The following is a 22,862-nucleotide window of genomic DNA, read 5'->3' on the forward strand; positions in this document are numbered from 1 at the left end:
ATGAAACTCACCAAGACCCTACTTGCCACAACTGCTTTGACGCTGGCGTCGGGCACGGCATTCGCCGACGGCCACATGGCCAGCGACATGACTCTTGTCAGCTGGGGCGGTGCATACCAGTCCAGCCAGCAAAACGCATATGTCGCGCCGTATCTGGAAATGAACGAAGGCGTCAGCGCCGTGTGGGACGAAAGCTCGGCCGAAGCCGTGGCGAAACTGCGCGCCATGAACGAAGCGGGCAGCGTCACATGGGACGTCGTTGACGTCGTGGCCGCAGACGCGATCCGCCTATGCGACGAAGGCCTGGCACTGGAAATCGATCCAGACGAAGATCTGGCAGCCGCCCCCGATGGCACATCGGCTGCGGACGACTTCGGTGACTTGTTGGTCAGCGACTGCTTCATCCCGCAGATCGTCTATTCGACCACGTTCGGCTATCGTACCGACCTGGTCGGCGATACAGCGCCCACAAGCGTTTGCGCCGTCTTCGACACTGAAGCCTACCCTGGCAAGCGGTCGCTGGAAAAGCGCCCGATCAACAACATGGAATGGGCGCTGCTCTGTGACGGTGTGGCCAAGGACGACGTCTATGACGTTCTGGCCACTGATGATGGCCAACAGCAGGCACTCGACAAGCTGGCAACCATCAAGGACGACGTGATTTGGTGGTCCGCCGGTGCCGACACACCCCAGTTGCTGGCAGATGGCGAAGTGGTGATGGGTTCGACCTATAACGGTCGCCTGTTTGCCGCCATCGAAGAGCAGAAGCAGCCCATCGGCATGCTCTGGGACGCGCAGGTATTCGACCTTGATGGTTGGATCATCCCAACGGGCCTAAGCCCCGAGCGCGAAGCACGTGCACGTGACTTCATCAAGTTCGCAACCGACACGCAGCGTCTGGCGGATCAGGCCAAGTACATCTCGTACGGCCCTGCACGTGCGTCCTCGGCACCGCTGGTTGGTCAACACGCGGAACTGGGCATCGATATGGCACCACACATGCCGACCGATCCCAACAACGCGCAGAACACGTTCCTCTACAACTACGAGTTCTGGGCGGACTACCGCGACGACATCGACGCCAAATTCCAAGCTTGGCTGGCACAATAAGCCAAGGTTTGGCGGACGACACGTCCGCCTTACTGCACACCAATCGTAAGGCGGGGGTGTCCCCCGCCTTGCCCCACCAAAGGGGACGACCATGCCCAAAGGCTACATCATCGGCCATATCACTGTGAACGACCCTGAGGCGTACAAAGAATACGTCGAAAAGGACACGCCGATCTTGCTGTCACACGGAGCGGTCCCATTGGTGCGTGGCGGTGAAGCACAGTCGATGGAAGGGCCGGAGTTTTCCCGCCACGTCGTCTTTGAGTTCCCCACCTACGAGGCGGCATTGGCCGCCTATAACGACCCCGAATACCAAGAGGTCATGAAGATCCGCCACCGCACTGCGACATCAATGATTGTCGTTGCGAAAGGAGCCTGACCCATGGCCGAAATGATGCTTGCCGCCGACGGCACCCCGCTGAAACGCAGCCTCGCACGCGCCCTGCGCCGTCAGAAACTGCGGGCATTGGGGCTGATTGCGCCACTCCTGATCTTTGTCTTGATCACATTCATCGTGCCGATCGCGTCCATGCTGTTCCGCTCGGTCGAAAACCAGATCGTCGAAAACACACTTCCCATGGCGGTCGAAGCACTAGCGGACTGGGACCCGAACGCTGGCACGCCGCCCGACGAGGCGGTCTACGAAGCACTGTATTTCGACATGTTCCTCGCAGCCGAGGCCAAGCGCCACACACGGCTCGGAACGCGTCTCAACTATGAACAGACCGGTGTCTCCTCCCTGTTCCGCCAATCCGGGCGCGCGCTCGATGACATTGGCAAGGAAACGCAAAAACCGCTCGAAGAGCTCAACAACGCTTGGAAAGACGGCGAAACATGGCACGGCATCTTCAATGCCACAGACAACGCCGACACCGCTCTGCTTGACCTGCAGCGCAAGCGTGTCGCGGCCCTCACGGGCTCACCAGCCAGTGATGAGGTCAATTTTGCACCGGACGCGACCCTGTCCAACCTGCTGCCCAAGACAACACGGGCCTACACGGCGTGGGCTGTTTACACAGCCACGCAGCAAGGTCGTGACCCGGCGACCCGCGACCCATGGGAAGCCGTTGCAACCGCCCTTGCGCTGGATCTCAGAACCGCTGACCTTTCGGCATATTCAGGTCCGGGCGCTGACTTGCTGGCCGAGGCCCAGACCGCTGACCTGCCCGTTCCGGCGATGGCGACTGCCTTTGCAGACATGGATGAAGACTGGGCTGGAGCAACGGTCTGGAAGACAATTCAAACGCATTCCAGCACCTACACATCAGGTTATTTCCTCAACGCCGTCGACGCGCAGAAAACGCCTGATGGGGTCGCCTGGCAACCCGACGACAAACAGATCCTGCTGAAACTCTTCGGTCGTACAATCTGGATGTCACTGCTGATCACCTTCTCCTGCATCGCGCTGGGCTATCCCATCGCGTGGCTGCTCGCCAACCTGCCAATGCGACAGGCGAACCTGCTCCTGATCCTCGTTCTTTTGCCATTCTGGACCTCGCTCCTCGTGCGGACATCAGCCTGGAAAGTCATGCTGCAACAGCAAGGTGTGATCAACGATGTGCTGGTCTGGATCGGCCTTGTCGGTGACGGCGACCGCCTGATCATGATCAACAACCAGTTCGGCACCATCGTTGCCATGACGCACATCCTGCTACCGTTCATGATCCTGCCGATGTATTCGGTGATGCAAACCATCCCGCCCAGCTACCTGCGGGCCGCCAAATCACTAGGCGCCACCAACTGGACCGCGTTTTGGCGCGTCTACTTCCCGCAGTCTGTTCCAGGCATCGGCGCGGGTAGCATCCTCGTCTTCATCCTGTCTATCGGCTACTACATCACGCCCGAAATCGTGGGTGGGACCAAGGGTGTCTTCATCTCGAACCGGATCGCCTACCACATCTCGTCATCGCTGAACTGGGGCCTTGCCGCCGCGCTTGGAACCATCCTGCTGGCCGCCGTGCTGGTGCTCTATTGGGCCTACGACAAGATCGTGGGCATCGACAACGTCAAGCTGGGATAACAGACCATGGGCCTTCCTCCATACGCCACGCTGGGTCAGCGCATCTGGTACTACAGCTTCCGGGTCATTTGCGGGCTGATATTCTTCTTCCTGGTCGCACCCATCGTGGTGGTCATGCCCCTGTCGTTCAACGCACAGGACTTCTTTACCTTCACGCCCGAAATGCTCCGGCTTGATCCCGAAGGGTACTCGCTCAAACACTACCGCGACTTCTTCACCAACCCACAATGGCAGTTGGCCCTCAAGAACTCGCTGATCATCGCACCGCTGGCAACGATCATCTCGGTCAGCCTCGGAACGCTTGCCGCAATCGGCCTCAGCCAAAGCCACGTGCCGTTCAAAGGGACGATCATGGCCATCCTGATTTCGCCCATGATCGTGCCCCTGATCATCTCGGCCACAGGCATGTTCTTCTTCTACGCTCAGCTCGGCAACTGGCTCGAGGGCACGCTGGGCTTGGACAAAGGGTTCGTCGGCTATGTCAAAGTCGTGCTGGCCCACGCCGTGCTTGGCATCCCGTTCGTGATCATCACGGTCACCGCAACGCTGGTCGGCTTTGACCACTCCCTGACACGCGCAGCAGCCAACATGGGTGCAGGACCGGTCACAACCTTCTTCCGCGTACAGATGCCGCTGATCCTGCCCGGCGTCATATCGGGCGGCCTCTTTGCCTTCATCACCTCGTTCGATGAAGTCGTCGTGGTTCTGTTTGTGGGATCAGCCAGCCAGAAAACTCTGCCTTGGCAAATGTTCATCGGCCTGCGCGAACAGATCAGCCCAACAATCCTTGCAGTGGCGACGATCCTGGTCGTGATCTCCATCGCGCTGCTGACAACGGTTGAGCTCCTTCGCCGCCGCAGCGAACGGTTGCGCGGGCTATCACCCGGCTAAGCCTTCTTCTGACCGGAAATACCACGGGGGAGCCCGAAGGGCGGGGGCAGCGCCCCCACAAACAATAGCGCCGCCGCAGGCGCCCTTGCGGATCACCGCAAGCGTTTCAGCAAGGTCAGTGACGCATATCCATCCGCAACCAACCCCTGTGACTGCTGAAACGTGCGCACCGCCTCCAAGGTCTTTGGCCCAATCCGACCATCCACACCTTGGGTGCTGAACCCGGCCGCCGTCAGGCGACGCTGCATTTCCTTACGTTCCGAAAAGGTCAAAGCACGATCCTCCAGCGGCCATTCCGCCTGGAACTCTTGCCCGCCGCCAATCCGATCGCTCAGATGCCCCACGCCAATGACATAAGCATCTGCCGCGTTGTACCGCTCGATCACCTCGAAATTTTTGAAGATCATGAAGGCGACACCCTGACTGCCTGCGGGCAACAGGATCGACGCAGAACCGTAGTCCGGAACCGGCTTACCATCGACACCGAAAACCCCAAGATTGGCCCATTGGGACGGCATGCGGGCCACCTTTCGGCTGGCTGTCGCATAGTCGAAGCTAATTGGCAGCTCCACCTCAACGCCCCAAGGCTGGCCCTTAATCCAGCCAAACCCGGCCAAGTAGGCTGCGGTCGACGCGAGCGCATCCGTGGGATTATCAGACCAGATATCACGCTTACCATCGCCTGTGAAATCCACGGCATGGTCAAGGTAAGACGTCGGCATAAACTGCGTGTGCCCCATCGCACCGGCCCAGGATCCGGTCATGTTACGGGGGCTGGTATCACCGCTTTGCAGGATCTTCAGGGCGGCAATCAACTGCTCCTCAAAGAATTCTCCCCGCCGTCCGTCATGGGCAAGTGTCGCAAGGCTTTGCACGACATCATTCGACCCGCGAATACTGCCGTAGCTGCTCTCAAGCCCCCAAACGGCGACAACCACCTCCTTGGCAACACCGTAACGCGCCTCGATGGCCTCCAACGCATCCCGATGCTCACGCAATGCCTGTTTGCCGTTGCGCACGCGCCGGTCGGACACGGCGCTGTCCAGATACTCCCAGATCGTCTTGGTAAACTCTGATTGGTTTCGATCCAGGCGGATTACGTCCGGATCATAACTCACCCCGTCAAAGGCCCGGTCAAAGGTCGCACCACTGATCCCTTGGGCCAGTGCACGCGACTTGAAATCCCTGATCCATCGCTGAAAATCCGCATTGGATTCTGATGCTTCCACGGGCGGTGGGGATGGTGCTTGCAGCGCGGCCGGGCGCAGCTGTGGACGCACAACCGTTAGGGTTGCCACATCAAGTGGTGACAGCGTTTGTGTCCGGGTAACCGTATCCACAACGGGCCGCTGTTCGGGCCTGATCGAAGACGGAATGGCTTGTGCCATTGCTGTGCCAGCAATGAAAATCGCGCTGCCTGCCGCGCTAAGGGTGACTGCCCACCGCATGTTTTGCCTCATAATCGCTTGTGCCGCGTTTTCCCTAATGTAGCGAAAATCGGCTGTCCGGCAAAGGCTCAGTCGAAATGGGCGCGGTCCTTCGCCACTTCGTGAACTTCTGCCCTGATACGCGCCAGGTGATCACGCAATAGCGAAACACGGTGCGGGCGAAAGCTTTTGTCCGTCACACACAGCTCATCCATACGGTCCAAACGGAAGACCCGAAAGTCCTCGCGCAGGTGACACCACGCCAGCAACACGTTGGTGTTTTCCATGTAGACGATGCCCAGCGGTTTGACTGTCCGCTCGGTTTGATCGCCTTTGGCATCCTGATAGGCAAAGTGCACGCTCACCTCGTCCCATGCTGCCTGTCGAAGCGTGCCAACATCAATGCGTGGCGGATCAGGCCGCCAATACCGCCGTGCATCAAGCACAGCATGTTTCAACCGGTGCGCCTGTTTCGGTGGCACGCGGGCCTGAATCTTTGCCAGCGCGGACGTCGCCGCCTTCGCAAGTGCCGGGTCCGCGATGACTGCAACATCGCGCAACCCCAGAACCAACGCTTCCAATTCGTCATTCTCGAAACCAAGTGGGGGCAATGAGGCATCTTCGATCAGCGTAAAGCCAAACCCCGCCTCACCATCAATGACGGCGCCAAGGCCACGCAACTCGTCGATATCGCGATAAATCGTCCTCAGCGACACGTCCATTTCATGGGCAAGCGATTGCGCCGTGATAGGGGGCGTCAGCCGCCGCAAGGTCTGCATCAACTGAAAAAGGCGGTGTGTTCTGGTCATGCTTCATTCATATCACATGTGCTGCCAATTTCTGACAGTACGCCTCGATATCTCAAGCTCAGAATTCATTTTGAGGAGAGAAAGATGCTGACCCTTGTGACTTACCCTCCCGCCTTTGGCCAACCCAGCGGCAGCCCGTTCTGCGTCAAGGCGCTGTACCTTCTGAACCTGTCCGGGCTGCAGTGGCAGCGCAAAGACACCGCTGATCCGCGCAGTTGGCCCAAGGGCAAGCTGCCCGCCCTTTGGGTCGATGATGAGATCATCGGCGATAGCGACAATATCCGCGCCTGGCTGGAAGAGCACGGCGCACACTTTGACCAGGGGCTGAGCGATCTGGATCGTGCTACGTCACGCGCTTTCATCCGCATGGCCGAAGAGCACATGTACTTCCACGTTGTCATGGATCGTTGGGGGGACAAAGCCGTTTGGCCCTTGGTTAGAGACACATATTTTGCTGCAATCCCCACTTTCCTGCGCAAATTCATCACGCGTGGCATCCGCCGCATGCTCTTGCGCGGCATGGATGCACAAGGTCTTGGCCGCTTGACCGCAGGCGAACGGCTTGAGCGGATCGAACCGGACCTCTTGGCCATAACCGATCGCCTGTGGCACGGCCCGTTCCTGTTCGGACCGAAACCCAGTGCGGCAGACGCCAGTGTCGCCGCCATGCTCGGCGCCATGGCCTCCACTCCCGGGGGGACGGCACTCTCACGCCGGGTGAAGCAAGACGTGATGTTGGTCGATTACATGAAACGGGTCGAGGCGGCGCTGGGTTAGCGCCGCTTGCGACTTACCTTGCGCTTGGCCTTATCTGACCGGCGCTTGGCATTGGCAGGTTTGCGGCGCGGGCTGCGACCTGCCGGGCTGCGCCGACCGCGTGGCAGTGCCTGTCCGTCCAGAGTGAGAAGCTCCAAAGCGATGCCTCCCGTCACAGGCACCGCTTCGGCCAGGCGCACGGTCGCGCGCTGCCCCAAACCGATAATCATGCCGGTGTCGGACCCCATTAGCGTGTTCGCCTCGCGGTCGAAATGGAAATACTCCGCACCAATGGACCGCATCGGTACAAGACCGTCCGCCCCGCTGTCATCCAGCTTCACGAAGATACCGAACTTGGCAATTCCGGCCACACGCCCTTCAAGCTCATCCCCCACACGTTCACTCAGATACGCGGCAAGGTAACGATCCGTCGTGTCCCGCTCGGCCACCATCGACCGGCGTTCCGTGTCCGAGATGTGGGTGCCCGTCTTTTCCAGGTTCTCGATGTCTTCCGGCGTCAGCCCATCCTTGCCCCAGCCATGCGCCGCAATCAGCGCCCGGTGCACGATCAGGTCCGCGTAGCGCCGGATGGGCGATGTGAAATGCGCATAGCTGCGCAACGCCAGGCCAAAATGCCCAAAATTCTGTGGGCTGTAATAGGCTTGCGTCATCGACCGCAGGGTCGAGATATTAATCAGCTCTGCATCCTCGGTCTCAGCCGCTTGCGCCAGCAGCCGGTTCAGATGCGCCGTCGTCAGCACCTGCCCCTTGGCAAGGGTCAGCCCTGCCGCTTGCGCCGTTTCGCGCAAACTGTCCAACTTGTCCGGCGAAGGTTCTTCGTGATTTCGGAACAAGAGCGGCGTTTTCTTTGCGATCAACGTCTCAGCTGCGGCAACATTCGCTAGCACCATGAATTCTTCGATCAGACGGTGAGCATCCAGCCGGTCCTTGAATGCGACCGACCGCACCGTGCCATCCTCGTCCAGAACAATCTGTCGTTCCGGCAGGTCCAACTCAAGCGGTTGACGGCGTTTGCGCGCCTCGACCAAAGCCGCGTAGGCCGCATAGAGAGGCCGCAAAACAGGCTCTAACAGGGGCTGTGTGCGGTCATTCGGGTGCCCGTCGATGGCCGCCTGCACCTCCTCATAATGCAGCGACGCGGGTGAACGCATCAGGCCACGATGAAAACTGTGCCCGATCTTTTCGCCATGCGCATCGATCTGCATACGCACCGCGATACAGGCGCGCGGCACACCCTCGTGCAGCGAACACAGGTCGCCCGACAACCGATCTGGCAGCATCGGCACAACCCGATCCGGGAAATAGGTCGAGTTGCCACGCTTCTTCGCCTCGCGGTCCAACGCAGAGCCGGGCGTCACATAGGCTGCGACATCCGCAATCGCCACCCAGATGACATGCCCACCTTCGTTCTTGGGATCGTCGTCGGCATGGGCATAGCACGCATCGTCGTGATCCCGCGCATCGGACGGGTCGATGGTGATCAGCGGCATGTCCCGCAGGTCTTCCCGCCCCTTCAAGCCTTTGGGCTTTTGCGCATCGGCTTCGGCGATCACCGGATCAGGAAAGGCGTCAGGAATACCGTGTTCATGGATCGCAATCAGCGACACCGCCTTGGGCGCTGACGGATCGCCCAACCGTTCCACAATGCGTGCACGGGGCAGGCCAATCCGGTTTTTCGGCCCAGCCTGTTCGGCTTCGACCAACTCGCCATCCTTGGCACCGTGGGTCGCCCCCGCAGGCACTGACCATTCCTTGTCGCTGCCCTTGTCAACGGGCACGATACGTCCGCCCTCGGTTCCGGCCCGAAACACGCCCAATATGCGGCGCGGGTTGGTGCCAATGCGGCGGATCAGACGCGCTTCGTAATTATGATCGCTGTCCTTGACCAATGTCAGACGCGCCAGAATGCGGTCGCCGGGTCCAAGGGCTGGATCAGACGCGCGCGGCAGGACCAGGATCTTGGGTTCAACCCCTTCACCCTGCCACTCCATCGGGCGGGCAAACAGATCACCGTCATTGTCCGATTCCTCCACTTGCAGCACACTTACAGGCGGCAGGCGGTCTGGGTCCTGATACGTCTTCTTGCGCTTTTCCAGATGCCCTTCGGCCTCCAGCTCTTTCAGCAGGCGTTTGAGGTCGATGCGCGCAGCACCTTTGATCCCGAACGCCTTGGCGATGTCACGCTTTGCAGTCAGGGTCGGATTGGCGGAAATCCAGTCCAGTATCTCGGATTTTGTGGGAATACGGCTCATGGGTTCGAGGTAGCACGCGCATACAGGGGCGTCATCGCAAATCGTCGACCCTGTCGACATCCGCCAGTGTGTCGACCAGCGCAACACGGGGCATACCCAGCGCTGCACGGCTGTCATCAAGCGCATGTTCTGTTGACCAGCGTACCCCGTTCAAAGCCGATTTCCCCAATTTAGAGCCTGTTTTGACCCCGATCAGCCAATACCCACCATCCGGCGCAGGCCCAAAGACTGCATCGTGGTTGCCCAGCGCCGCGAATGCCTTTGAGATACGCTTTCTGGTAATATCAGGGATGTCAGCCCCAATCACGCAGACCCGACCACCCGCTTGCTGCATCATTCGGATCATCCGGTCACCAAGGTTGCCCCTACCTTGCGGCCACCGCTCAAACCGTCCCGGCCAGACACGGCTGCCCATCCCCTCGTAATCAGGCGCAACAGCAAGCACCACGCGCCAGCGGGGGTCTTCAATCCGGCGCAAAAGCGCATGCACCTGATGACGAAACCACCATGCGGCCGACACCATCCCGATGTCCCCGCCCAGACGTGTTTTGACGCGGCCCGGTCTCGGCACTTTTAGCATGACGACCAGCGTGGACCTCAAAGTGGCCTCTCCATGTCGCGGTGCGGGATGCCGGCATCGTCATAGATCGGGCCAAACGCGGCAAATCCAAGCCGTTCATAGAATGCCAACGCGTGGGTTTGCGCGCCAAGCTTGGCCTTCGAAACACCGTCCTGTCGGCGGGCAACATCAAGACACGCCTGGATGATCGCCGCACCAAGGCCCGTGCCGCGCGCCTCTTTCAACACGCATACACGTCCAATCTTGGCGACGGAGCCTTGCACCAGAATGCGTGCGCATCCCATCGGCTTGCCCTCAACATGAGCCAATACGTGCAATGCATGTTCGTCCAGACCATCCACCTCTTCCGCCTCGCTCACACCTTGTTCTTCGATGAACACGGAGCGCCGCAACGCGTGGCAGGTGGTCAGATCGTCGGTCTGTTCGATCTGCCAAGTCACTTGAAATAGTCCTGCAAGACTTGGGTATAGATCGATTTCAACTGACGAATATGTGCCACCTCCACATGTTCATCGACCTTGTGCATGGACTGACCAACCAGCCCGAACTCGACAACCGGGCAATGGTTTTTCACGAACCGCGCATCCGAGGTGCCTCCGGATGTGCTGAGAACCGGCTTCACCCCGATCTCAGCTTCGACTGCCGCGGCCACAAGGTTAGACAGGTGCCCCGGCGGGGTCAGGAAACTCTCGCCAGACACTTTGACCGTCACGTCGATCTCAACACCATAGGCGCTTGCCACTTCGTCCACCTGCGCCTTCAACCACGCGGTCAGGCTGTCACCCGAATGGATATCATTAAAGCGGATGTTCACTGCCGCGCGGGCTTGCGCAGGAATGACGTTGGTGGCTGGGTTGCCGGTATCCACCGTGACCACGGCAAGGGTGGAAGGGTCGAAGTGATCCGTACCCTGATCCAGTTCGTGACTGGCCAACCGGTCCATAAGACGCATCAGCGGGGGCAGAGGATTATTGGCGCGATGCGGATACGCAGAGTGACCCTGCACACCAGTGACGGTGAACCAAGCGGTCATTGATCCACGCCGACCGATTTTCATCATTTCGCCCATCGTGTCGGGGCAGGTCGGCTCACCCACAAGGCAGACGCTCATCGCTTCGCCCTCTTCCTCCATATGCGCCAATAGGGCGGTCGTCCCGTCGACCGCGTCGCCCTCCTCATCCCCTGTGATCGCCAAGACGATCGCGCCATCCGGCGGTGTGCTCGTGACGAAATCGATGGCGGCGGCGGCGAAGGCAGCGACGCCCGACTTCATGTCCGTCGTGCCGCGACCGTACATGACGCCATCACGTTCTTTGGCACCGAAGGGCGGCATGGTCCAATCCTCGGCATTGCCGATCGGCACCACATCCGTATGCCCGTTGAAACCAAAGGTCCGCGCATGGCCCTTGGCACCGAAACGGGCAAAGAGGTTGCGAATGCCGCCACGATCAGCCCATGCACATTCAAAACCAGCCGACGACAACAGGTCGTGCAGGATATCCAAAGCCCCCGCATCCATCGGTGTCACCGACGGGCAGCGCACAAGTTCAGCGGTCAGAGCAACAGGATCAACAGGTTGCATGAATAAGCCCCTTTGCAAGCATGTGGCGAAAAGGACGCGTTGCGAACACCTTACGCCGCCAAGACAGTTAACAGCCCGCAAATAGCTGTGCTAGGGTCAGGGCAATAATATGACCCGAGGCAGGGCATCAGCAGTTCGGCCGCCAACGTGCGGCCACCCAAGTGCATAAAAAGGCACACAAGACGCGCGGATCAACCGCGTGCGCTGCGCTTGTTCTGTCCGCAACTATTGGGGTGGGGCAAACATGCCGGCAGCAGAGCTTCCGATTCAAACGGTGCGCGAAGGCGTTGACGCGTCCGATATGGCAGATGCCATCTTTGGCGACGGTGTTCAGGTGGTATCCGCATCGTATACTGGCGACATAGACAGCGCCGGGATCTATTCGAACGGTGACAGCGTCTCCCCCGGCGTGACCCCAGGCGATACGGGTGTCATCCTGTCAACGGGCGAGGTTGAGGATTTCACCAACTCCTCCGGTCAAGAGAACCAGGCGACCAACACGTCGACCAACACCTCGGGACAAAACAACAATGGCCAGTTTAATGCGGCGGCAGGGGCAAGAACCTTCGACGCATCTTATCTGGATGTTGACTTTATTCCGGATGGAAACCTGATGACGATGCAATTCGTTTTCAGCTCCGAGGAATATCCCGAATTCCAGAACTCGATCTACCAGGACTTTGTGGGTGTCTGGGTCAACGGTGACCTTGTCGAAATGGAGGTCGGGGATGGCGATACCGACCCAGGAAACATCAACACCACCAACAACATCAACATGTTCGTCGACAACTCAAATGATGACTTCAATACCGAAATGGACGGGTTCACGATCACCCTGACCCTGACCATGGTCGTCAACCCGGACGTGGTAAATTCGATCCGGATCGGTATCGCTGATGTTGCGGACAGCCAGTTCGATTCCAACCTGCTGATTGCCGGGGACTCGGTTCAGACATCCTTGGTCGCCGTGGGCGATGACGTGAACGTCTACCCGGACGGGACAACTTCGTTCAACGTACTCGACAACGATGTGTCGCCCGTGGGCAGCACGTTGACGATCACCCATATCAACGGCCAGCCTGTCAGCTACGACTCCGTCACCGGGATTGGGACGACCATCACACTGCCAACAGGACAACAAGTCACGATTGGCCCGAATGGCGAACTGACCGTTGTTGGCGACGGCGACGAAGAAGACTTTAACTTCACGTATACCGTCACGGACGGCAACAACACGGACGTCGGCTTCGTCAATGCAACATCCGTCCCCTGTTTCGTGGCAGGCACTCTGATCTCGACGCCTGAGGGCGATGTTCCGGTCGAAAGCCTGCGCGAAGGTGATCCGGTTCTGACCCAAGACGATGGGCCACAGCCCTTGCGCTGGATTGGCACTCGCACCGTCGCTGCCCAAGATCAATACGCCCCGATCCTGATCCGCGCTGGCACATTTGGCCAACATGACGATGTCATGCTCTCTCCTCTGCACCGCGTGCTGATCCGCGACAGTCTGGCCGAACTTTTGTTTGGTGATCGCGAAGTTCTGGTGGCGGCGAAAGATCTGGTCAACGACCGCTCCGTCACCCGGCGTGAGGGCGGGACAGTCACCTATGTCCACCTGATGTTCGACAGACATCAGGTTGTGTTCTCGGGCGGGTTGGCAACCGAAAGCTTCCTGCCCGGACCGCAGACAACCAAGAGTTTCGAGCGGGAAATCGTGGAGGAGATTTGCAGCATCTTCCCTGAACTCGACCCTGAAACGGGCGAAGGCTACGGCCCAGCCGCCCGCCGTACTTTACGCGGATACGAAGCTGGGCTGTGGCGCAAGTCGCGCGCCGCCGCATGACCTGGATCGGCGTCAACGATCACGAGGACGGTCGGTTTTCGAAAACCGGCCTTGGCAAAGACACGTCTATTGCAAAGCTGGGGCCGATGCTCGAACGCGGCACGCTGATGTTCGAAACGCAGGTGGCTGGGCATGAACGGCCCCACGAACTACTCGGCATCGCACACCCCTTTCCCTGGCCGCGCGAGCTGTCGTTTCGTGCGATCCCGGGCGGCGGCATTGCCATGTTGCACCGGCACAATACCGATATCACGCATGCTGCCATCCGCTGGGCCAATGACGGGCGCACCCACACGCTGCGGGTCACCTACGCATGGAACGCACCCGAAGGGTGGGGGCGGCTGGCCCTGGAGCGGCCCGAAGGCAACCGCATCGTCAGCCGTCCCGTTCACATGCCCCGACCGTTCATGACTGACGATCTGCGCGATGTTGTGCTGGCTCATCCAGCTCGGACATTGTCACAAGAAGTGCTGTTTAGCGCACTCAGCGACGATATCCTGCCGATCGGCCCGATGCCATCACTTCACCCCGCAACACCCATTGCGACACCGGGCGGCTACCGCCCTGCCGAAGTCTTGCAACGCGGCGATACCGTAGTGACAGACAGCGGCGACATCGTTCCCATCCTGCACACGATACGCCACACCGTTCCCGCGCGCGGCAGCTTTGCCCCAGTGCGGCTGCGCGCACCCTATTTTGGCCTGCAGCGCGACATCGTTGTCGCGCCTGAACAGCGACTTGTTCTGAAAGGGTCCGAGGTCGAATACATCTTTGGACAGGAAGCGGTCCTGGTGCCTGCTCGGCACCTCGTGAACGGGCACGCCGCGATCTGGAACACATGCGGTAGCACTACAGACTACGTTCAACTTATCCTGCCTGGGAATGAGTCTCTGATTGCGGCAGGCTGCGCAGTCGAAAGTCTGTATATCGGGCGTATTCGCCGTGATGCAGAGCGTTTGAATGCAAGTGTGCTGGCAGACGTCCCAAGCCGTCTGCTGCCCGAACATGCGCGGCCCATCCACCAAGTGCTTGGCCCGTTCGAGGCGATCACGCTGGTCGATCAGCGCGCAGCTTAAAAGGGACGGGGGTTAACTGGCATAATTTGATCCCTCTTCGTCCAGAATGGCCTTCAGCTCGGCCAGATGACGCAAATCCTGCTCGGGATAGTCCTCGATCTCTTGCGCCGTCTTCTCTGCCACGTCATCCGGGATCAGACGCAGCGGCTGCCCGGTTTGCAGCGCCAAAAGATAGGTCTGGCAGGCCCGCTCGAAATAGAACATCCGATTGAACGTTTCGGCCACTGTATCGCCAATCACCATGATCCCGTGATTGCCCATGACCATCACCTTCGTTTTGGGATCATCGAACAGCTTGGCACAGCGTTCACCCTCTTCCTCGAAGGCAAGGCCGCCATAATCCCCATCAACCACCACACGATTGTAAAACATGCACCCATTTTGATCGACGGGCGGCAACGTGCTGTCGGCCAAGGCCGCAAGAGCTGTGGCATAGGGCGAATGCACGTGCATGGCGCAGCGGGCATGGGCGCAATGCCGGTGCATCCCGCCATGCAGCCCCCACGCTGTCGGATCGGGCGCGTCCGGCCCCTCCATACTGTCGGGATCGTTGGCATCCACAACAATCAGGTCCGACGCCTTGATGCGCGAGAAATGCATCTGGTTTGGGTTCATCAAAAACTTCGTCCCGTCGTCATTGATGGCAAGGGAGAAGTGGTTCGCCACCGCTTCATGCATGTTCAAACGCACGGTCCAGCGAAAGGCAGCAGCCAGGTCAACGCGCTCCTGCCAATTGTCCATGTTGGGGCGAATCTGTGCGACGGTCATGATGCTCTCCCTTTGCCTGGATCAAAGCGTGCACGGCGGCACGGCTTCGATCAATACAAATCCCGCTCTGCTCGCGAAACCACGTCAGCCAAACCCCGCCTGCCGAAATGACAGTTTCACAACATCTGTGCGGTCCCCCTTGCACCTCCCCGCGAAACTTGATCATTTAGGACATGGAACATGACCTTTTCCCGTCCTGGCCCGATGTTGCCCCCGATCTTGTAAATGTCGCCGCTGGCCGTGCGCCTGCGGATACTGTCATTCGCGGTGGCATCTGGGTGAATGTGCACACGCGCGAGGCACTGCCAGACCACGACATCGCCATCAAACACGGGCGTATTGCCTGCGTCCTGCCGGACGCCAGCGCACAGATCGGACCCGAGACCGAGATCATCGAGGCAAATGGCCGCTACATGATCCCCGGCCTGTGCGACGGGCACATGCATATCGAATCCGGGATGCTCACCCCCGCGGAGTTTGCGGCGGCCGTCATTCCACACGGCACCACCACCATGTTCACCGACCCGCACGAGATCGCCAACGTGCTTGGCCTCGAAGGCGTGCGTCTGATGCATGACGAGGCGCTGATGCAGCCGGTGAACATCTGGACACAGATGCCCTCCTGCGCGCCCTCAGCGCCAGGGATGGAAACGACAGGGTACGAGATCAGCGCCGAGGATGTGGCCGAGGCCATGGCATGGCCGGGCATCATCGGTCTGGGCGAGATGATGAATTTCCCCGGCATGGCTGCCGCTGATCCGCAAATGCTGGCCGAAGTCGCCGCGACCCAACGGGCGGGCAAAACGGTGGGCGGACACTACGCATCGCCTGATTTGGGGCCTGATTTTGCGGCCTATGTTGCCGGCGGCCCCGCGGATGATCACGAAGGCACATGCGAGGCCGACGCTATCGCCCGGATGCGCCAAGGCATGCGGTCCATGATCCGGCTGGGCAGCGCGTGGTACGACGTTGAAACGCAGATCACGGCGATCACCGAAAAGGGCCTCGATCCCCGCAACATGATCCTTTGCACCGATGACAGCCACTCTGGCACGCTGGTGAATGACGGGCACATGAACCGCGTTGTGCGGCACGCCATCGCGTGTGGATGCGACCCGCTGATCGCTTTGCAAATGGCGACGATCAACACGGCCACGCATTTCGGGCTGGAGCGTGAAATCGGATCTCTGACGCCCGGACGCCGGGCGGATGTGATCCTGACATCTGACCTCAAGACACTGCCCATCGAACAGGTCATCGCGAGGGGCAAGACAGTCTCCATCAACGGCGAGTTGACGACTGAATGCCCGCATCTCGACTGGCCCACCAAAGCGCGTCAAACAATCAACGTGGGTGCGCCCAAGACGGCCACCGACTTCGAGATAGCAGCGCCAGAGGGGCGCAACTCCGTAACGGCCAACGTCATCGGTGTTGTCGAAAACCAGGCACCAACCAAGGCGCTGAAACGCGACATGCCTGTCAGTGACGGCAAGGTCGAAAGCCACGGCGACACCTGCCAGATCGCGCTGGTCGAACGGCACCAGGCGACCGGCGGCGTGACAAACGCGCTGGTGTCCGGCTTTAACTACCAGGGCAAAATGGCCATGGCCTCGACCGTGGCGCATGACAGTCACCACATGATCGTCGTCGGCACAGACCGGGATCAGATGGCACTGGCCGCCAACAGGCTGGCCGAAGTGGGTGGCGGCATCACCATCTTCCACGATGGGGAAGAACTCGCGCTTGTCGAACTGCCCATTGCGGGCCTGATGTCAGACAGCCCCGCTCGCGACGTTGCCGCCAAAGCCGACAAGATGGTGCAGGCCATGGTTGATTGCGGCTGCACCCTGAACAACGCCTATATGCAGCACTCGCTGCTGGCGCTTGTCGTTATTCCTGAACTGCGCATCTCCGACCTGGGACTGGTCGATGTCCGCACGTTTGATTTCATTCCAGTCCTTGAGACAACAACATGAGAACACTTGAACAAGCTGGCCACGGCCACACCGAATTTCACGACGCCAAGGCTGCGGTGACCCATCTGCGCGAGTTGTACGAAGACGCGGTCGAATTCCTCAGCCAGCAGTTCCAGCACGCGATGGAGCACGGCGCACCCGAGGGGCGCGTGCGCGCCTACTACCCTGAAATCCGCTTTACCACGTCAAGCTACGCGCAGGTCGATACGCGCCTCAGCTTTGGGCACGTAGCAGACCCCGGCACCTACGCCACGACGGTCACGCGGCCCGACCTTTTCGAAAACTACCTGACACAACAGATCGGCCTGTTGATCACCAATCACGGGCAACCTGTCGAAATCGGTTACTCAAACACACCGATGCCCGTCCATTTCGCGGTGGCAAACGAACAGAACATAACCGTCCCGCAAGAAGGGGCAGCGGCCTTTCCCCTGCGCGACGTGTTTGACGTTCCGGATTTGACAAACACCAACGATGACATCGTCAACGGCACATACGAAGCCGCCGATGGCATTGGCCCGCTCGCCCCGTTCACGGCCCAACGCATCGATTACTCGCTGGCACGGCTTACACACTACACCGCCACCGATGCACATCACTTCCAAAACCACGTTCTGTTTACGAACTACCAGTTCTACGTCTCGGAATTCGAGGCGTATGCGCGCGCGCAGATCGACGATCCCGACAGCGGGTACACGTCTTTCGTGTCGACAGGGAATGCCGAAATCACGGCAGGCGATCAAGAGCTGCCCACCAGCCCCAAGATGCCGCAGATGCCGACCTACCACCTCAAACGTGCCGACGGCTCTGGTATCACGCTGGTGAACATCGGTGTGGGGCCGTCCAACGCCAAAACGGCAACAGACCACATTGCCGTCCTGCGCCCCCACGCCTGGCTGATGGTCGGCCACTGTGCCGGTTTGCGCAATTCCCAGGCCCTGGGGGACTTCGTTCTGGCCCACGCCTACCTGCGCGAGGACAACGTGCTCGACACTGACCTGCCGCCATGGGTTCCCATCCCCGCGCTGGCCGAGATCCAGATCGCATTGGAAGAGGCCGTGGCCGAGACCACACAACTCAAGGGCTACGAGCTGAAGCGCATCATGCGCACCGGCACCGTGGCGAGCTATGATGACCGCAACTGGGAACTGCGCGACCAGCACGGGCCGGTGCAGCGCCTGTCCCAATCCCGCGCCATCGCACTGGATATGGAAAGCGCAACGATCGCCGCCAACGGCTACCGCTTCCGCGTGCCCTACGGCACATTGCTCTGCGTGTCCGACAAGCCGCTGCATGGCGAATTGAAGCTCCCGGGTATGGCTTCGAACTTCTACAAAGAGCAGGTTGCGCGCCATTTGATGATCGGAATCCGCGCGATGGAGCATCTGCGAACCATGCCTCTGGAGCGCATTCACAGCCGGAAATTGCGGTCTTTTGAGGAAACAGCCTTCCTTTAACGGCGAAAAACAGCGGAAAACCCCTTATTTTAGCTTGCCTTGAGCCACTATTCGTTGTGTGTTCGCACAACATTCCGTTATATTGCGGATCAGAGGCCCAAGTTGTCGGGCAGACGAAGGAGACCATGAAATGGCAAAACCAATGACAAAAACCCAACTCGTCGCCGCGCTGGCCGAAGAAATGGGGACAGACAAGAAATCCGCAGGCGGCGCGCTGGACGCGATCTGCGGGCTGATCACCAAGGAAGTTTCGGGCGGTGGCGCAGTCACTCTGCCGGGCGTTGGCAAAATCTATTGCCGCGAGCGTCCCGAGCGCATGGTGCGTAACCCTGCCACGGGTGAACAGTTCAAGAAAGAAGCGGACAAGGTCGTGAAAATGACCATCGCCAAAGCGCTGAAAGACAGCGTGAACGGCTAAGACCGTGTCTCTCGACGTATTCAGGGTCGCCCTCGGGCGACCCTTTTTTATGGGCTGTACACCGTGGCCGCGTCGCCCAGGTAGTTGTCCCACGCAAACCAATAGCTGATGTGCCCCGCGATCCGTTCCAACCGTGTCCCATCCGGGCCAAACAGCGCATCCTCGGTCACCCGCCACGCGGCCCCCGACTGATCTGCGATCTTTCCATCGGTTTGGCTGAACGTCCTGTCCCCACGTTCATAAGCCCGCACGCTGCGTTTCCCAACATCTCCGATCAGCAACAGTGGCGTATCCGCAATCCCGTCATTGATGATTGGCTGCCCTTCAAACGCATTCAGCGGCCAGCCACGCGCAGCTCCGAATTGGCGCACGGCAAAGATATAGTCCTTCTGCGCGTGCTGCCGCTGATCGACCTGCGCCGGAAACATCAGGTCTGGCGAGGCGAAGTAGTCGTTGTAGACCACGCCCGAGCCATAGTCGCGGCGATGCCCGGTGTTCACGCTCAGCACCTTGGTCTTCGGGTTTGACGCTTTCCAACTGTCCCACGTGGTGATGACCACCGGGCGCTGCTGCAACTCGATCCCGCTGTTCACAAGCGGCCCCACAACGGGCTTGCCGGTCCACTGGTTCCACAGCGAATGCGTCTCGCGGTCGAACATCAGCTTGTTCGATCGATACAAAAACCCGGAAGATCCGAACACCAACGGCTTCGAGCGCCGCGGCACGTCCGTTTCAAACAGAATGCCCGAGCCGCACAGCGTACAATAGGCCAACGCCACCGGAACCCCGCCAATCACCTCGTTGAACATCTCGTGCCAGCCCATGATCCGCAGCGGATAGGCCCGCACATCACCATTGATCGACACGCCAAAAACCAGATCGTCACCACGCAGATAATCCGCATCGCCTGCCGCAATCAGCTCAGGATTATCGAGCGACGGGATACCGTCCTTGACCACCCCGCCCCACGCAATTTCTTCCAGCCGGATGCGCATCTGATCGGGCTGGATATGCTCGGGCCGCAGGAACAGGTCGAAATTGTCATCGATCCGCAGCATGACCTCGCGTTTGTAGGTGGGGAAATCTTCGTGCGGTTTGACCTGCGGGTTCTGCTCCTGCCACAACATCCACTGGAACCAGTCAGTGAAGTAGTCCTCACCGGTGATCGCCGTCAGTGTTTCGGCAATCTGTGGGCCACGGGATCGGGAAAAGCGCAAGGATGTGATCAACGGGGCGGCCATGTCGGGTGACCCGCGCTCTTCGATCCACTTCAATGCGGCTTCGAATTCGGTGGTGGGGGCCGACAATGGCGCGCGCATGGCGTCCAAAGCACTGATGCCTTGCGACAGGGCGGCATGAGGCAACAACGCACTGGACAAGGTCAGGCCACCAAAGGTGCGGCGGGTCAGGGTCATGTCGGTCCTCCTCTGCTTTGCAGCCTGTGTGCACCGAAACGCGATCACATACATTGCAAAGGGCTGTGAACAGCGCCTTGCATCCCCGCCCAATTTCCCCGAACGTCCGCCCAAGACGAAAAGGGACGGTCATGGACATCCGCGCACTTCTGATGGGCCTGACCTTTGCCCTGATCTGGTCGTCTGCCTTCACCTCGGCGCGGATTATCGTGACGCACGCACCGCCCTTCGCGGCGTCGTCCTTACGCTTCTTCATTGCCGGGATCATCGGTGTCGCCGTGGCACGGATGATGGGGCAGACATGGAACCTGACCCGCGACCAGTGGCGCGCCACGCTGATCTTCGGCCTGTGCCAGAACGCGATCTATCTGGGCCTGAATTTCTATGCCATGCAGACGGTCGAGGCGTCGGTGGCGTCGATCATCGCCTCGACCATGCCACTGATGGTGGCCTTTGCCGGATGGGTCGTGTTTCGGGACAGGCTTCCCACGATGGGCATCGTCGGGCTGGTGCTCGGGATCACAGGTGTGTTCCTGATCATGTCGGCGCGGCTGGATGCGGGCGTTGACCTCTTTGGCGTGGCGCTTTGCGTGATCGCCGCCGTTGCCTTGACCGTAGCAACCCTGTCGATGCGCACAATGTCGTCCGGGGGCAACCTGATGATGGTTGTCGGATTGCAGATGTTCGTGGGCGCCGTGGTGCTGGGCATCGCATCCGCCATGATCGAAACGATCGAAGTGACACCGACACCGGTACTTTATGCCGCCTTTGCCTACACCGTTTTGGTTCCCGGTCTTGCCGCCACCTGGATCTGGTTCGCGCTTGTCGCCCGGATCGGGGCAACCAAGGCGGCCACCTTCCACTTCCTCAATCCCTTCTTCGGTGTCGCCATCGCCGCAGCGCTTTTGGGCGAACGCTTGGGTGCGCAAGATATCGTTGGTGTCGCCATCATCACGGTCGGTATTCTTGCGGTGCAATTGTCACGACAGACCAAAAGCTGAACGCGGCCACTTGCGCCCGCGCGCGCCCGCAATATTGTATCCTGAGATTTCAGATTTCGGAGCCTTTTTGATGCGCCGCCGCACATTTCTTCTGTCTGCTGCCGCCTGCGCCGTGCCATCGCTCAGCGCGGCCTATCCGGCGCAAACCTTCACACCTGCCATCTGGCGGGATCTACGCGGCACGGATCAAACGGTCGTGATGAATTTTCGGGCCAGCTGGTCCCTGACATGCCAGATCAAATCCGACCTGATCGCCGAGGCGCTGGCGGAAAACCCGGCGTACACCAACCTGACATTCGTTGACGTGGATTGGGATACGTTTGGCCCATCGCAAATGACCCAGCGGCTGAAGGTCAAACGCCGTTCGACCTTGCTGGTGATGAAGAACGGGGACGAAGTGGCCCGGCTTGTGAATGAACCCTATGCCCGCAAGGTCCGCGCACTTCTGGACGCCGCCCTTGCTGCCTGAGGCAACGCGCCCAAGGCGCTATGCCTTTCTGCTCATTCCCGGCTATTCCCAATTGGGCTTTGCCTGCGCGTTGGAGGCTCTGAGCCTTGCCAACCTGCACCCGTCAGGTCAGACATTTTATACATGGCGCGTGATCGGAGAAACGGGCGATCCGGTGCCAGCCTACAACGGCATCACCACCGCCGTGGATGCCGCGCTGCCCGAACTTTCCCGTGACGAAACGCTTGTCGTCTGCGCCGGCAATCGGGCGGCCGAGGGCAGTACCAAACCCATCCTCAACTGGCTGCGCCGCGAGACACGCAAAGGCATGGACTTTGGCGCGCTGTCTTCCGGTACGTATACGCTGGCGCTGGCCGGTCTGTTGGCAGGCAAACAGGTGACCACCCATTGGGAATACCGCGACGCCCTGATCGAGCTTCTGCCAGACGTGATCATCGAAAACAGTCTCTATTCAAAGGACGGACGCATCTTCACCACCGCAGGCGGGGCGGCATCCATGGACATGATGCTGGACCGGATCAAATCGGAATACGGCGTTGATCTTGCGACATGGGTGGCGGACCAGATGGTGTACACCGACCCGCGTGCCGCCAGTCACGGTCAACGCCTGTCACGCCGGGCGCGTCCGGACATGGCGCATGGCAAACTGGGCATGGCGCTGCAGATCATGGAAAACAACCTCGAAGACCCGCTGCGCCCGGACGAGATCGCCGACCTGATCGAACTCAGCACACGGCAACTGGAAAGGGTGTTTGCCAAGCATCTGGGCATGTCCCCCAAGCGTCACTACCTGCAGCTGCGGCTGGAAAAGGCGCGTGGGCTTTTGCGCCAGACCAACCTGAGCGTCACGGACATTTGCGTGGCATGCGGGTTCCGATCGCTCTCGCATTTCTCCAAAAGCTATCGCGGCACCTTTGGCCTGAGCCCCGGACAGGAAAAACGTGGCACGGGATCGATGTGGCCGACACAGCCATGATTGCGGCATCACGCA

General features: G+C 59.8%; 20 protein-coding genes and 1 pseudogene. 13 read left to right on the forward strand and 8 right to left on the reverse strand.

Features of this window, described 5'->3' with window-relative positions; all coding sequences use genetic code 11:
• The 4 genes and pseudogenes from ACZ1HN_RS04895 to ACZ1HN_RS04910 form a co-directional block, all read left to right on the forward strand.
• Nucleotides 1–1,110 carry an extracellular solute-binding protein gene (locus ACZ1HN_RS04895; RefSeq protein ID WP_299749462.1) on the forward strand — a complete coding sequence of 370 codons (1,110 nt, stop codon included), beginning with the start codon at nt 1–3 and terminating at the stop codon, nt 1,108–1,110.
• Between the two features lie 91 nt (nt 1,111–1,201).
• The gene (locus tag ACZ1HN_RS04900; RefSeq protein WP_299601437.1) at nt 1,202–1,489 is read left to right on the forward strand and encodes a DUF1330 domain-containing protein; all 288 of its coding nucleotides are present in this window, start codon (nt 1,202–1,204) and stop codon (nt 1,487–1,489) included.
• Between the two features lie 3 nt (nt 1,490–1,492).
• The gene (locus ACZ1HN_RS04905; RefSeq protein ID WP_472726688.1) at nt 1,493–3,130 is read left to right on the forward strand and encodes an ABC transporter permease; all 1,638 of its coding nucleotides are present in this window, start codon (nt 1,493–1,495) and stop codon (nt 3,128–3,130) included.
• A gap of 12 nt (nt 3,131–3,142) precedes the next feature.
• A pseudogene (locus ACZ1HN_RS04910) lies at nt 3,143–4,021 on the forward strand (ABC transporter permease); the annotation flags it as partial.
• A 92-nt stretch (nt 4,022–4,113) separates the two neighbouring features.
• Here ACZ1HN_RS04910 and ACZ1HN_RS04915 read toward each other — a convergent pair.
• Complete coding sequence (locus ACZ1HN_RS04915; protein WP_472726689.1) at nt 4,114–5,469, reverse strand: lytic murein transglycosylase; 1,356 nt, start codon at nt 5,467–5,469, stop codon at nt 4,114–4,116.
• 68 nt (nt 5,470–5,537) lie between these two features.
• Nucleotides 5,538–6,257 (reverse strand): helix-turn-helix transcriptional regulator, encoded by a 720-nt coding sequence (locus ACZ1HN_RS04920; RefSeq protein WP_299204102.1) that lies wholly within the window; start codon nt 6,255–6,257, stop codon nt 5,538–5,540.
• 84 nt (nt 6,258–6,341) lie between these two features.
• Here ACZ1HN_RS04920 and ACZ1HN_RS04925 point away from each other — a divergent pair, with 84 nt between their 5' ends.
• Nucleotides 6,342–7,034 carry a glutathione S-transferase family protein gene (locus ACZ1HN_RS04925; protein WP_299774277.1) on the forward strand — a complete coding sequence of 231 codons (693 nt, stop codon included), beginning with the start codon at nt 6,342–6,344 and terminating at the stop codon, nt 7,032–7,034.
• Here ACZ1HN_RS04925 and rnr read toward each other — a convergent pair.
• From rnr to dapE, 4 genes are read right to left on the reverse strand one after another with little or no spacing between them, the layout of a single operon-like run.
• Complete coding sequence (rnr, locus tag ACZ1HN_RS04930) at nt 7,031–9,286, reverse strand: ribonuclease R (RefSeq protein ID WP_472726690.1); 2,256 nt, start codon at nt 9,284–9,286, stop codon at nt 7,031–7,033. The genes ACZ1HN_RS04925 and rnr overlap by 4 nt on opposite strands.
• Before the next feature lie 31 nt (nt 9,287–9,317).
• Nucleotides 9,318–9,887 carry a TIGR04282 family arsenosugar biosynthesis glycosyltransferase gene (locus ACZ1HN_RS04935; protein WP_472726691.1) on the reverse strand — a complete coding sequence of 190 codons (570 nt, stop codon included), beginning with the start codon at nt 9,885–9,887 and terminating at the stop codon, nt 9,318–9,320.
• A complete protein-coding gene (locus tag ACZ1HN_RS04940; protein WP_472726692.1) occupies nt 9,884–10,306 on the reverse strand; it encodes a GNAT family N-acetyltransferase in 423 nt (140 codons plus the stop codon). Before ACZ1HN_RS04940 ends, ACZ1HN_RS04935 begins: the two co-directional genes overlap by 4 nt.
• Nucleotides 10,303–11,448 carry a succinyl-diaminopimelate desuccinylase gene (dapE, locus tag ACZ1HN_RS04945; protein ID WP_472726693.1) on the reverse strand — a complete coding sequence of 382 codons (1,146 nt, stop codon included), beginning with the start codon at nt 11,446–11,448 and terminating at the stop codon, nt 10,303–10,305. The genes ACZ1HN_RS04940 and dapE overlap by 4 nt, the downstream gene beginning before the upstream one ends.
• Nucleotides 11,449–11,692: 244 nt before the next feature.
• Between dapE and ACZ1HN_RS04950 the strand changes: the two genes are divergently transcribed.
• Together ACZ1HN_RS04950 and ACZ1HN_RS04955 are read left to right on the forward strand one after the other, a co-directional pair.
• Nucleotides 11,693–13,291, forward strand: coding sequence for a Hint domain-containing protein (locus ACZ1HN_RS04950; protein WP_472726694.1), 1,599 nt, complete (start codon nt 11,693–11,695; stop codon nt 13,289–13,291).
• Nucleotides 13,288–14,367: a Hint domain-containing protein gene (locus ACZ1HN_RS04955; RefSeq protein WP_472726695.1), complete on the forward strand. Its 1,080-nt coding sequence runs from the start codon at nt 13,288–13,290 to the stop codon at nt 14,365–14,367. Before ACZ1HN_RS04950 ends, ACZ1HN_RS04955 begins: the two co-directional genes overlap by 4 nt.
• Nucleotides 14,368–14,379: 12 nt before the next feature.
• Here ACZ1HN_RS04955 and ACZ1HN_RS04960 read toward each other — a convergent pair whose 3' ends face one another.
• On the reverse strand, nt 14,380–15,135 hold the full coding sequence (locus ACZ1HN_RS04960) for a class II aldolase and adducin N-terminal domain-containing protein (protein ID WP_299601461.1): 756 nt from the start codon (nt 15,133–15,135) through the stop codon (nt 14,380–14,382).
• Nucleotides 15,136–15,308: 173 nt separating this feature from the next.
• On the opposite strand from ACZ1HN_RS04960, the gene ade reads away from it, so the two are divergent.
• The 3 genes from ade (at nt 15,309) to ACZ1HN_RS04975 (ending at nt 18,986) form a co-directional block, all read left to right on the forward strand.
• Nucleotides 15,309–17,111: an adenine deaminase gene (ade, locus tag ACZ1HN_RS04965; RefSeq protein ID WP_472726696.1), complete on the forward strand. Its 1,803-nt coding sequence runs from the start codon at nt 15,309–15,311 to the stop codon at nt 17,109–17,111.
• Nucleotides 17,108–18,568 carry an AMP nucleosidase gene (locus ACZ1HN_RS04970; protein WP_299204072.1) on the forward strand — a complete coding sequence of 487 codons (1,461 nt, stop codon included), beginning with the start codon at nt 17,108–17,110 and terminating at the stop codon, nt 18,566–18,568. The genes ade and ACZ1HN_RS04970 overlap by 4 nt, the downstream gene beginning before the upstream one ends.
• A 130-nt stretch (nt 18,569–18,698) precedes the next feature.
• Complete coding sequence (locus ACZ1HN_RS04975; protein WP_039684873.1) at nt 18,699–18,986, forward strand: HU family DNA-binding protein; 288 nt, start codon at nt 18,699–18,701, stop codon at nt 18,984–18,986.
• Nucleotides 18,987–19,033: 47 nt separating this feature from the next.
• Here ACZ1HN_RS04975 and ACZ1HN_RS04980 read toward each other — a convergent pair whose 3' ends face one another.
• Nucleotides 19,034–20,401, reverse strand: a complete 1,368-nt coding sequence (locus ACZ1HN_RS04980) for a DUF3179 domain-containing protein (RefSeq protein WP_472726697.1) — start codon at nt 20,399–20,401, stop codon at nt 19,034–19,036.
• A gap of 131 nt (nt 20,402–20,532) precedes the next feature.
• Here ACZ1HN_RS04980 and ACZ1HN_RS04985 point away from each other — a divergent pair, with 131 nt between their 5' ends.
• The 3 genes from ACZ1HN_RS04985 (at nt 20,533) to ACZ1HN_RS04995 (ending at nt 22,847) form a co-directional block, all read left to right on the forward strand.
• Nucleotides 20,533–21,402, forward strand: coding sequence for a DMT family transporter (locus ACZ1HN_RS04985; protein WP_472726698.1), 870 nt, complete (start codon nt 20,533–20,535; stop codon nt 21,400–21,402).
• Nucleotides 21,403–21,472: 70 nt separating this feature from the next.
• A complete protein-coding gene (locus ACZ1HN_RS04990; protein WP_299704852.1) occupies nt 21,473–21,871 on the forward strand; it encodes a thioredoxin family protein in 399 nt (132 codons plus the stop codon).
• Nucleotides 21,861–22,847 carry a GlxA family transcriptional regulator gene (locus ACZ1HN_RS04995; RefSeq protein ID WP_299749417.1) on the forward strand — a complete coding sequence of 329 codons (987 nt, stop codon included), beginning with the start codon at nt 21,861–21,863 and terminating at the stop codon, nt 22,845–22,847. Before ACZ1HN_RS04990 ends, ACZ1HN_RS04995 begins: the two co-directional genes overlap by 11 nt.
• Nucleotides 22,848–22,862 lie beyond the last annotated feature (15 nt).

The sequence above is a fragment of the Tateyamaria sp. GN1-10 genome (assembly GCF_055693845.1).